An 11360-nucleotide genomic window follows, 5' to 3' on the forward strand; every position below is an offset into this window, starting at 1 on the left:
TTCCTGGAATCTGAACACTCATGAATCCCGAGCACCAACTGCAGAGTCGAGGCTTGACCATGCCGAGCGATGTCTACGCCCCTTCTGGCGCCTACCGCCCGTTCCGGCGTGCCGGCCAGCTGCTTTTCGTATCTGGCCATGGCCCGCGAAAGGCCGACGGCCAGTACCTGACAGGCTGTTTGGCAAGTGCCGGCGATGTCGCCGCAGGGTACGCGGCAGCCCAACTCGCGACCCTGAACCTGCTGGCGGCGGTCAAGCTGGCCATTGGGGACCTTTCAAAGGTCGAGGCCGTTGTCAAGGTTCTGGGTCTCGTGAACTCAACTCACGATTTCAAGCTGCATCCCAAGGTGATCGACGGCTGTTCGGACACGCTCATTCAGGCGTTCGGCGAACGAGGTGAGCATGCCCGATCCGCTGTCGGGATGGCATCGCTGCCTCACGGAATGATGGTGGAGATCGAGGCCATTTTCCTCATCAGCGACTAGCAGCTGCAGTCGCGCGTCCCCTCCGCTTTTCTTAGCTCTTGATGCACCGGACCCGATTGGTCGGGATGGTGCTGCACGTTCCTTCCTTCAATCAACCACGGAGACATCATGAAAGTTCGAGCGATCACGGTTGCCGCAGTCCTCACATCTGCCCTTGCGTGCCACGCGCAGAGCAGCGACACCCTTTCCAAGATCAAGGCCTCGGGCACGGTGCTGCAAGGCGTGCGGGAAGCGTCTGGCGCCCTCGCCTACACCTTGGGAGCCGGTGTCTACACGGGCTTTCATTACGAAATCTGCTCGAACATCATTCGCGACATTCGCAAGCAGCTGGGGCTTGAGAAGGTCGAGACGAGATACGTGCCTGTGACCTCGGCGAATCGAATCCCTTTGGTCAAGAATGGCACCGTAGATCTGGAGTGTGGTTCGACGTCGAACACGCAGGCTCGACAAAAGGAGGTCTCGTTCGCGAACACCCTGTACGTTGAGGAGGTGCGGATGGCCGTGCGAAGCGACTCTGGCATCTCATCGTTGTCGGACCTCAACGGCAAGACCGTCGTCACGACCACTGGCACCACGGCGTTGCAACAAGTACGACAGAACAAGCGAGCCAAGGGCCTCGACTTCAACGAGATCAGCGGCAAGGACCACTCGGACAGTTTCCTGCTGCTTGAATCCGGACGGGCCGACGCATTTGTACTCGACAGCCAAGTCCTGGCGGGCAGTATCGCGATGTCAAGAACCCCGAAGAAATACAAGATCGTGGGAGAGCCGCTCTCCATCGAGCCTATCGCCATCATGATCCGAAAGGACGATCCGGCGTTCAAGAAAGTTGTCGACGACAGCATTGCGCGCCAAGTGAAGGACGGCACCGTCGCAAAGTTGTACGAGAAGTGGTTTCAGCAGCCGATTCCCCCGTCCAACACGTCGCTGAACCTGCCGCCTTCTGCGGCGACAAAGGCAGCTTGGGAGTCCTTGAACGATCGGCCTGCCGAATCGTACAAGGTCGAGTGATCTCGAACTTCGCGCTCTCATGATGTCCAGCAACTCAAGCTCCGCCCTCGAGTCCTTCGATGGCGCATATGCGGCTCAATCGGTCGCCACGGTTCCCCCGGACGTCACTTTACAGTTGCAAACGGACTGAAGAAGGAAAAGCCGAATCCGGCTCAGAGGCGGATTGCAGCGATGCCCTTTGACTTGAGCTTAATGGAGCGGCGTGGCGTGACGCAACGCTGGCGGGAAGTTCAACCGGAGCGCAGCGTTTGATGACCGAGTCGCTTGGAAACCTCGACGCCACATGCTTTCGCTGCTATTGCCTGACTGCCGGCCCAGTCGGTATCGAAGGATCGTGAGCGCCCCATGAGCGTGACCCCGAGCACGATGTTTCCGGAATAGTCGAAAACAGGCGCCGCGAACGAGCAGACCCCTGGAGTGGGGTTGTTGACTGAGCGAGACACGCCGTGTTTTCGTACCTCGTTCAACATGCCTTGGAAATCGACGCGCTCGGTAGGTTTGGCGATGTCCGGTCCTAGTCGCCGCTCGTCCTCGAGCAGAGATTCCTCAATCAGTTTGGCGGGCAGGTAGGCAGCAAATAGGCGGCCCGTCGCTGTGCCCGCCAACGACATGACGGTCCCCGTTCGGATGTTGGTGTGTAGCGGATAGATCGCATCAAAGAGATACACGATCGTCGGCCCCTGGTTGCCCCACACGGAAAGGGCAACGCTGTGTCCAGTTTCCCTGGCCAATTGCTCCGCGAAGGGCGTGGCCTCGCGAACCGGATTGAGCATCCGGAGAGTCACAAGGCCAAGCTGCATTGCGGTCGGTCCGAGCCAGTAGTAGCCCGTCGAAGCCTCCTGGGTGACCAACCCCAGCTTGGAGAAGCTCACCAGGTACGGGTGGGCCTTCCCGGGCGCCATGTCAGCGGCCTTGGCGAGCTCCCTCAAGGGCATAGGTCGGCCCTGGGCGCCCAGCGCCAGAAGCAATTGGCCGCCCGCTTCGATGGACTGGATGCCCCTGCGTTCCTTCTCCGAGTTCGATTCGCTGCTGTCACCTTCAAGTACGCCCATGGCTGTCTCCTAACGTTTTGATTCTAACAACGTCATTAGCTCAGGGTAAACCATTAGTATATGAAAGATGCGTTAGCCAGATACTAACGCCATCGGGTCGGCAGATGCGGCCCCTACCTCTAGGAGTGATGGTCAATGAGCAAGCAGGAATCCGAGTACGACGTTCTGGTGGTCGGCACTGGCGCGTCTGGCATGTCGGCGGCGGTCACCGCGGCTTATCAGGGCCTCAAGGTGCTCGTCGTCGACAAGGCGCCGGTCTATGGCGGCACTACAGCCCGCTCAGGTGGATGGCTCTGGATCCCTGGCACCAAGCTCGCGAAAGAGCAGGGCATCAACGAACCGCCGGGAGCGGCCCGCGCCTATCTGCAGCACGAGGCGACCACGCATTTCGACGCCGCGCGCGTCGACGCCTTCATCGAGAACGGACCGAAAGCCTTCGACTTCTTTACCGAGAACACCTGCGTGCAGTTCGACATGCCGCCGGTGTTTCCCGACTACCACGCAGAAGCGCCTGGCGGCCAACCGGGCGGTCGCTCCATGGTGACCCGTCCCTTCGACGGGCGAGAACTCGGCAGCCGCATCGCCCAGCTGGCGCCGCCCGTGCCCGAGCTGACTGTGTTCGGCATGATGCTCGGCTCGGGCAAGGAACTGTGGCACTTCCTGCGTGCCTTTAAATCTTTCGAGTCCTTCTGGTACGTCGCCAAGCGCTTCGGCGGTCACCTGCTCGATGTGGTGAGGTATGGCCGCGGGATGACCCTGACGAACGGAAACGCCTTGGCTGGCCGACTCGCCAAGGCCGCAATGGACCTCGACGTTCCCGTGTGGCTGAACTCGCCGGTGAAGTCGCTCATCGTGGAAGGCGATGCTGTCGTCGGCGCGACCGTCTTGCAGGACGGCAAGCCGCTCGAGATCCGCGTGCGCCGTGGCGTGGTCCTGGCATGCGGCGGCTTCCCCTATGACGTGGAGCGTCGCAAGCAGTTGTTCCCGCATGCGCCGACCGGCCATGAACACTTCACTCCCTCTCCGGCACTGAATACCGGCGATGGTCTGCGACTGGGGGAGTCCGTCGGTGGCTGGGTTGATCCCACGATCCCAAATGCCGCCGCCTGGTGCCCGACCTCGGTGACGAAGCGCAAAGATGGCTCCGAGGGCGTCATGCCTCACTTCATCGATCGGGCGAAGCCGGGTGTGATCGCAGTCACGCCGCGGGGTCGCCGCTTCACCAACGAAGCGCTCTCGTACCACGACTTCATTCAGGATCTCGTGAAGGCGTGCGCGGGCAACTCCGAAGCGACCTGCTGGCTGATCTGCGACCACAAGCACCTGCGCGAATACGGCATGGGCTGCGTTGCGCCGTTCCCCCTGCCGATCGGCAGGCACTTGCAAACTGGTTATCTCAAGCGCGGCAACAGCCTGCAAGAACTGGCCAAGGTGATCGGCGTGCCCTCCGGCGTACTGCAAGAGGAGGTCGAATCCTTCAATCGCGATGCCGCCAAGGGCATCGACACGAAATTCGCCAAGGGCAGCACGGCCTACAACCGTTTCCAGGGCGACTCCTTAGTGACTCCGAACCCGTGCATGGCACCCATCCGTCAGGGCCCTTACTACGCGATCAAGATTGTTGTCGGCGAGATCGGCACATTCGCCGGACTGCTGACCGATGACTCGTGCCAGGTCCTCACGCAGGACCGGCAACCGATCAAGGGCCTCTACGCCGTCGGCAACGACGCCGCCAGCATCATGGGTGGCAACTACCCCGGAGCGGGCATCACCCTCGGCCCGGCGCTGACCTTCGGCTACGTCGTGGGTCAAACGCTCGCAAGCCAAACAACTCGAACTGCTGCTGATGTCGTCCAGTTGGCCGCTCCGCGCCAGCGTGTCCACGCCGCCTGATCTCAAGACAAACCTATCCGGAAAGACAAATGGAAATCTCTGAACTCATGGCGCCGCAGGTCTTGGGCGGGCGCATCGCTCTTGTGACCGGCGCAGGGCAGGGCAATGGCAAAGCCATCGCCAAGGGCCTTGCGAAAGCGGGCGCCCAGGTCGTCGTGACCGACCTGAACGATGAAAACGCCAAGGCAGTTGCTGCCGAAATCAATGCTGCGGGTGGGAAGGCGGTCGCGTACAAGCTGGATGTGACTTCGCGAGATGCTTGCCAGGCACTGGCGCTCACCGTGGCACGCGAAGTCGGAAACATCGACATCCTGGTGAACAACGCCGGCATCATCATTCGCGAGGGTTTGGACAGCCCGAAGGTCGCGTCGAACCTCGAGCGCACGCTGACGGTGAACGTGATGGGTACCTTCCTTCCAACGCATGCGTGGTTGGATGCGCTGAAGGAAACCAAGGGCGTGATCATCAACGTTGGGTCCATCGCCTCGAGCACCGGAATTCCCAATGTGGTCGGCTACTCCCCGTCCAAGGGCGCGGTCAAGCTCATGACGCAAGCACTCGCCGTCGAGTTGGCGAAGGACGGTATCCGTGTCAACGCAATTGCGCCTGGCGTCATCGAGACGCCCATGACGTCGTACACGCGGGAGGCGCCAGAGCGCCTCGACAAGTTCATGTTGCGCACGCCGATGGCGCGCGTCGGGCAGCCCGAGGAACTGGTCGGCCCCGTTGTATTCCTGGCATCGAGCATGGCCACCTATGTGACGGGCGTGACTCTTCCCGTTGATGGCGGTTTCCTCGCTTCCTGATTTTCGACTTCATTTTTGATCGCAACCCTGAACTCACTGAGTTCGAATAACCGGAGACAGCTATGAGCATTCCCAAGTTCCTGAAGCGAGCCGCTCTTGCCGCGAGCCTTGTTGCTGCCACAGCCGCAAGCGCTCAAGACGTCAAGTTGGGCTACAACGGAGATCTGTCAGCCTCTCCCTCCGCGCAAAGCGGCCAGGCGGCAGTGCTCGGCATGGAGGCGGCGATTGCCGACATCAATGCGGCTGGCGGCGTCCTCGGCAAGAAGCTGGTGCTCGTCACTCGCGATGACACTTCGGCACCCCCGAAGTCGATCCAGAACATGAGCGAGCTGGTCGACAACGAAAAGGTCTCCGCCGTGTTCGGTCCGACCAACTCCGGCAATGCGATGGCCTGGAAGCACATTGCGAACCAGAAGAAGATTCCGGTCATCGGCAACGTGGGTTCGGGCACTGACATCACCAAGCCCATGAGCCCGGGCGCAGACAACTACATGTTCCGAGTGTCGATGGTGGACCGCGAGCAGGTGGCCGCCCTGATGGCGTATGTCAAGAAGAACACAGACAAGGCGAAGGTCATCGGCCTGATGGCTGAGACCACGGGCTACGGCCAGGGCGGCCTGAAGGACATGGAGGAGATTGCCAAGCTCCAGAACATTAAGATCGCCGCGACCGAGCGTTTCGGTGTCGGCGATACGGACATGACCTCCCAGCTGAGCAAGATGAAGTCTGCCGGCGTCGACACCGTGGTGGTGTGGGCACAGGGTACCCCCATCGCGCAGCTGGTTCGCAGCATGGAGAAGATCAACTATTTCCCGCTGGTACTGACCTCGTGGGCGGCAGACAACATCACGTTCTACGACGCAGCAGGCAAGACGCTTGCTGAAAAGCCGATCTTCATGCGCACGGTCAGCGAGACGCGCACACCTGCCCAGCAGAAACTGTTCGACCGCGTCGGCCCCAAGCTCAAGGCGCCGGGCTCCTTCTCCTTCGCGCTGCACGGCTACGACTCGGTCCTGCTCTATGCCGCCGCCGCGAAGCAAGCCAACAGCTTTGATGGATCGGCCGTTCGCGTCGCACTCGAAGACCTGAAGACCACGGTCCAGGGCGTTCTGAAAACTTACGACAAGCCGTTCAGTAAGACCAATCACGAAGCTCTGACCGCCAAGGATTTGGTGTGGATTCGCTGGAAGGACGGCAAGCTGCTGCCCTATACGGACCCGATCGTCGGCGCATTGGCAGGCGCGGACTTCAAGCAGTAACGCGAAACGCGTATCCGGGCCGCATCCCGCGGCCCGGGCAATCATCTCGGAGGCAACTATGGTTGAGGCGCTCTTACAAGCGATTCTCAGTGGCTTGGCCGTGGGCGGTGCCTACGCGTTGGTCGCGCTGGGTTTCAGCATCACCTTCACGACGACCAAGACGCTGAATTTCTCTCACGGGGAGTTCGTGTCGGCAGGTGCATTCATCGGCATGAGCGCGCTCTTCCTAGTCTTGGGTCTTCCTGTGACCTCGACCACGTTCGGCCAGGCGCTGCCCGGCGCAGGCGCTCAACTCCTGGCCCTTGCGGCAGCACTCGGTGTCATGGGTCTTCTCGGATGGTTCCTCTATGTGATCGGTGTGCGGCCCTTTGCTGGACGGCCAGGCATGGCCTGGGTCATGAGCACCCTGGGCTTTGGAGTCATCCTGCAGAGCATTGGCTTGGCCATCTGGGGACCGAAGCCCGTGGTGGTGCCCGGACCGGTGGGCGACACCGTGATCAGACTGCTCGGTATCGGCGTCCGTCCCCAGGAGCTTTTGACGCTGGCCGTCGCCGTGGTCATCATGATCGGCTTCGATTTCGTCATGAATCGGACGATGGTGGGCAAGGCCATGCGCGCGGTGGCGGCAAATGGCAACGTAGCCAGCCTCATGGGCATCAACACCAACGCAGTGATGATTGGCGCCTTCGTGATCAGTTCGGCACTCGCCGGCCTGTCCGGCTTCCTTCTCGCGCCGATCGCGCAAGCCTCACTCTTCATGGGCCTGACGGTCGGCCTCAAAGGCTTCTCCGGCGCCATGATCGGCGGCCTGAGCAATCCGCGAGGCTGCGTCATTGGCGGATTCGTTCTCGGTGTCTTCGAGTCGCTGGTGAACCTGTGGCAGGCGCAGTGGCGCGAGGTCGCTGTCTTCGGTCTCGTGATCCTGGTCCTCGCGTTCCGTCCCACCGGACTTTTCGGCAAGAAGCTGGTGGAGAAGGTATGAAGCGCAGTCAACATCTCTTGGGCGTCGTCCTCGTCGCCGCCGCGCTCGTCGGCGCCACCTCCCTCTTGGGGAACGACTACTACCTGCGCATCGTCTTCATGATGTGCGTCTACTACCTCTGCGCCGCCGGGATGAACGTGTTGGTCGGCTATGCAGGGCAGAAATCGCTCGGCCAGGCAGGTCTCTTCGCCGCAGGAGCCTACGCGGTTGCACTGTTGACGACTCGTACCGAAATCAACCCATGGCTTGCGCTTGTGATTGCAGCCGGTATCTCTGCGGTTTGTGGCGTCCTGATCGCTCTGCCATCGCTGCGAGTCAAGGGGCCGTACCTGGCAATGGTCACGCTGGCATTCGGCATCGTTGTGGAAAAGCTCGTGGGCGAGTGGACCGACGTGTTCGGGGGCGCGCAAGGGATCTATGGCATCAAGGCCTTGACCTGGAACGGGCAACCCTTGACGTCCCAGCAATGGGTCTGGCTAGGCATCGGTCTGTGTGCCTTGACGCACCTCTTGTTGCGCAATCTTCTGCAGGGTCGGTTCGGCCGCGCGCTGCTCTCGCTGCAGGCTGACGAGATTGCCTCGTCTTCAGTGGGTGTTCGCGTTTATCGCGCCAAGGTCATCGCATTCGTCGTTGCTGCCGTCACCTGCGGTATCGCTGGTGCGCTGGTTGCGCAGCAGAACCAGTACATCAATTCCGACTTCATCACCTTCCACCTGTCGATCTTCATCCTCCTGCTGGTGCTGTTCGGCGGAGCGGGTTCCCAGTACGGACCGCTGGTCGGCACGGTGATCCTCACGGCGGTCGATGCGGCATTGGCGCGCTGGCCTTCGGCGCAGCATTTCTTGTATGGCTTCCTGCTGCTGTTTGCGCTCTATGTCATGCCTGGCGGTGTGACCGGATTGTTCTCGAAGTGGTTCAGGCGGTCGAGCGCGACGCCCGAGGTATCGAATACGGCCGCGGTCCCCACGCGCATTGGTCCCGAAGGCAAGGGTGAGTTGCTGGTGGTTCAGGGGGTCACCAAGAACTTCGGCGGCGTGAAGCCTGCCCAGAACGTCTCGTTCCGGCTGCAGCGCGGGCACATCCATGCGCTGATCGGGCCGAACGGCGCCGGCAAGAGCACGATGATCAACATGCTCACCGGCCTGATCGATCCGACTGAAGGTTCGATCCAGTTCCTAGGCCAGGAAGTCTCCGGTCGACCGGTGCACTCGATCTGCTGCATGGGCATGGGGCGCACATTCCAGAACCTGCGCCTCTTCGCTGAACTGTCGGTGCTCGACAATGTCATGCTGGGTCGTCACAGCCGTATGACGAACGGCTTCTTCGCATCGCTGCTTCACCTGCCCAGTGCGAAGAAGCAAGAGGCCGCAACGCGAGCCCGCGCCCTGCAGTTGCTGGATCTGGTGGGGCTGCTGCATCTGGCGCACCATGCGGCAGGTAGCCTGCCGTACGGCCTGCAACGCCGCGTCGAGCTCGCACGGGCGTTGGCAACGGAGCCGCAACTTCTCCTGCTTGATGAACCTGCTGCGGGTCTCAACCCGCAAGAGACGGCCGAGCTGGGCCAGCTCTTGCTCCGTATCGGCAAGTGCGGCGTGAGCATCTTGATGGTCGAGCATCACATGGATCTCGTCATGTCGATCTCGGACCACGTCATCGTGCTCGACTATGGCATCAAGATCGCCGAGGGCAAGCCCGCCGAGGTGCAAGCCAACCCCCGTGTTGTCGAAGCCTATCTTGGCGTCGACGAGCCCGAAGAAGCGCTCGCCGCAGCCTGAACCGGAAAGTCAAACATGCTGAAACTCGAATCAGTCAAGGTCGCCTACGGTGCGATTCAGGCAGTCAAGGGCGTGAGCATTGAAGTGCGCAAGGGCGAAGTGGTGACCATCATCGGCGCCAACGGAGCCGGAAAGAGCACCCTGCTCAAGAGCATCTGCGGGTTGGAGCCCGTCACCGAAGGCCGCATCCTGCTCGATGGCAAGGACATCACGAATGTTGCATCGCATCAACGTGTGGGCCTTGGCGTCGCGATGTCGCCGGAAGGCCGCGGGGTATTCGCCGATCAGACGGTGCGCGAGAACCTGATGCTCGGTGCCTATTCGCGAAGGAATGACCCCGCCGCCACCGCGGCCGCCATCGAACGCGAATTCAAGCGATTCCCGCGGCTGCGGGAACGCCAGGATCAGTTGTCCGGGACCTTGTCGGGCGGTGAGCAGCAGATGTTGGCCATTGCACGCGCCTTGATGAGCGAGCCGCGCTTGCTGTTGCTCGATGAACCTTCGCTCGGCTTGGCGCCATTGATCATCAAAGACATTTTCAACGCCATTCGCCAACTGCGTGAATCAGGACTGACCATCCTGCTGGTCGAGCAAATGGCCAAGCAAGCGCTTGGCGTGGCCGACCGAGCCTACGTGCTCGAAACAGGACATATCACCTTGGAGGGCACAGGTCGCGCACTCCTCAACGATCCCAAGGTCAAGGCAGCCTATCTCGGCTCGCACTGACCCAATCACTGTCCACACAAGGAACACTCCATGACCGAAACCAAAAAGTTCGCGAGCCAGGCCGACCTGGAAGAGAAGAAAGTCACCTTCAGCCAGATCTCCGAGCACGCCTGGGCGTACACCGCCGAGGGCGACCCGAACACAGGCATCATCATCGGCGAAGACGCCGTGTTGGTGGCCGACACACAGGCCACGCCGGCCATGGCGGCCGATGTCATCCGGCGCATTCGCGAAGTGACGGACAAGCCGATCAAGTATGTGGTGCTAACGCACTACCACGCAGTGCGCGTCCTCGGCGCCAGTGCCTATCAGCCTCAGCAAATCATCGCGAGCCAGGACACGTACGACCTCATCGTCGAACGCGGCGAGCAGGACAAGGCGAGCGAGATCGGGCGGTTTCCGCGTCTCTTCAGCAACGTCGAGACGGTGCCGCCTGGCATGACCTGGCCGACGATGACCTTTACCGGAAAGATGACACTTTGGCTGGGCAAGCTCGAAGTGCAGCTGCTGCAGCTCGGTCGCGGCCATACGAAGGGCGACACCGTGGTCTGGCTGCCGGGTGAAGGTGCGTTGCTGTCGGGTGATCTGGTCGAATTCGGCGCTACGCCGTATGCAGGCGATGCCTACTTCAAGGATTGGCCGCAGACGCTGAACAACGTCGCCGCACTCAAGCCCAAAGTGCTTGTGCCGGGTCGTGGTGCGGCGCTGACCACGCCCGACGAAGTTGCCAAGGGCCTGAACGAGACGCGCGACTTCATCGCTGACGTCTACGCCAACGTGCAGAAGGGCGTCACCGCGGGCAAGGACCTGAATGCGGTCTATAAGGACACCTTCGCCGCGCTCAAGCCCAAGTACGGCCACTGGGTGATCTTCGATCACTGCATGCCCTTCGACGTCACGCGTTGCTACGACGAAGCGACCCAGTACACCGACCCGCGCATCTGGACCGCGGAACGGGACGTCGAAATGTGGAAGACGCTGGAAGGCTAGCGCCTCCGCCGCCAAGAGCAGTCGTCGAAGTCTGTTGTTTGTCTAGCACCGGCGCCGAGCCGGTGCGATGGGACTCGTCACGTCCGTACACAGCGGGAGCAAACGACGATCCCCCGCATACGTCAAGGAGCCAGTCGTGAACGATCGCCTGACCACGGAGCGCCTCTACCAGAGCGGCTTCGGCAACGAATACGCCAGCGAGGCCGTGGCCGGCGCGCTGCCGCAAGGCCGCAACAGCCCGCAGCGCGCGCCCTTCGACCTCTACCCCGAACTGATCTCGGGCACCGCCTTCACCGCGCCGCGCCACGAGAACCGGCGCAGCTGGATGTACCGGCGCCAGCCCTCGGTGGTCTCCGGCCGCTACCAGGCCTATGCGCAGCC

The 11360-nt window shown here is 61.6% G+C and carries 11 protein-coding genes; 10 read left to right on the plus strand and 1 reads right to left on the minus strand.

What is annotated here, in order from left to right; all coding sequences use genetic code 11:
- The first annotated feature begins 20 nt into the window (after positions 1 to 20).
- Entirely contained in the window at positions 21 to 485 is a 465-nt protein-coding gene (locus BLS74_RS32230) for a RidA family protein (RefSeq protein ID WP_093111881.1), read from the plus strand.
- A 108-nt stretch (positions 486 to 593) separates the two neighbouring features.
- Entirely contained in the window at positions 594 to 1496 is a 903-nt protein-coding gene (locus BLS74_RS32235) for a transporter substrate-binding domain-containing protein (RefSeq protein WP_093111883.1), read from the plus strand.
- A gap of 230 nt (positions 1497 to 1726) precedes the next feature.
- Here the strand turns inward: BLS74_RS32235 and BLS74_RS32240 are convergent, their stop codons facing one another.
- Positions 1727 to 2548 carry an IclR family transcriptional regulator gene (locus BLS74_RS32240; RefSeq protein WP_093111885.1) on the minus strand — a complete coding sequence of 274 codons (822 nt, stop codon included), beginning with the start codon at positions 2546 to 2548 and terminating at the stop codon, positions 1727 to 1729.
- Positions 2549 to 2683: 135 nt separating this feature from the next.
- On the opposite strand from BLS74_RS32240, the gene BLS74_RS32245 reads away from it, so the two are divergent.
- The 8 genes from BLS74_RS32245 to BLS74_RS32280 form a co-directional block, all read left to right on the plus strand.
- On the plus strand, positions 2684 to 4441 hold the full coding sequence (locus tag BLS74_RS32245; protein WP_093111887.1) for an FAD-dependent oxidoreductase: 1758 nt from the start codon (positions 2684 to 2686) through the stop codon (positions 4439 to 4441).
- Between the two features lie 29 nt (positions 4442 to 4470).
- Complete coding sequence (locus BLS74_RS32250; RefSeq protein ID WP_244504128.1) at positions 4471 to 5247, plus strand: SDR family NAD(P)-dependent oxidoreductase; 777 nt, start codon at positions 4471 to 4473, stop codon at positions 5245 to 5247.
- 62 nt (positions 5248 to 5309) lie between these two features.
- Complete coding sequence (locus BLS74_RS32255; protein WP_093111891.1) at positions 5310 to 6506, plus strand: ABC transporter substrate-binding protein; 1197 nt, start codon at positions 5310 to 5312, stop codon at positions 6504 to 6506.
- Between the two features lie 58 nt (positions 6507 to 6564).
- Positions 6565 to 7488, plus strand: coding sequence for a branched-chain amino acid ABC transporter permease (locus BLS74_RS32260; RefSeq protein ID WP_093111893.1), 924 nt, complete (start codon positions 6565 to 6567; stop codon positions 7486 to 7488).
- Positions 7485 to 9263, plus strand: coding sequence for a branched-chain amino acid ABC transporter ATP-binding protein/permease (locus BLS74_RS32265; RefSeq protein ID WP_093111895.1), 1779 nt, complete (start codon positions 7485 to 7487; stop codon positions 9261 to 9263). Before BLS74_RS32260 ends, BLS74_RS32265 begins: the two co-directional genes overlap by 4 nt.
- 15 nt (positions 9264 to 9278) lie before the next feature.
- A complete protein-coding gene (locus tag BLS74_RS32270) occupies positions 9279 to 9989 on the plus strand; it encodes an ABC transporter ATP-binding protein (protein WP_093111897.1) in 711 nt (236 codons plus the stop codon).
- A 30-nt stretch (positions 9990 to 10019) separates the two neighbouring features.
- Entirely contained in the window at positions 10020 to 10979 is a 960-nt protein-coding gene (locus BLS74_RS32275) for an MBL fold metallo-hydrolase (protein ID WP_093111899.1), read from the plus strand.
- 136 nt (positions 10980 to 11115) lie between these two features.
- On the plus strand, positions 11116 to 11360 hold a 245-nt coding region (locus BLS74_RS32280), incomplete at its 3' end, for a homogentisate 1,2-dioxygenase (protein WP_139191804.1).

Source organism: Variovorax sp. CF079, from assembly GCF_900101545.1.
Taxonomy (GTDB): Bacteria; Pseudomonadota; Gammaproteobacteria; order Burkholderiales; family Burkholderiaceae_C; genus Variovorax.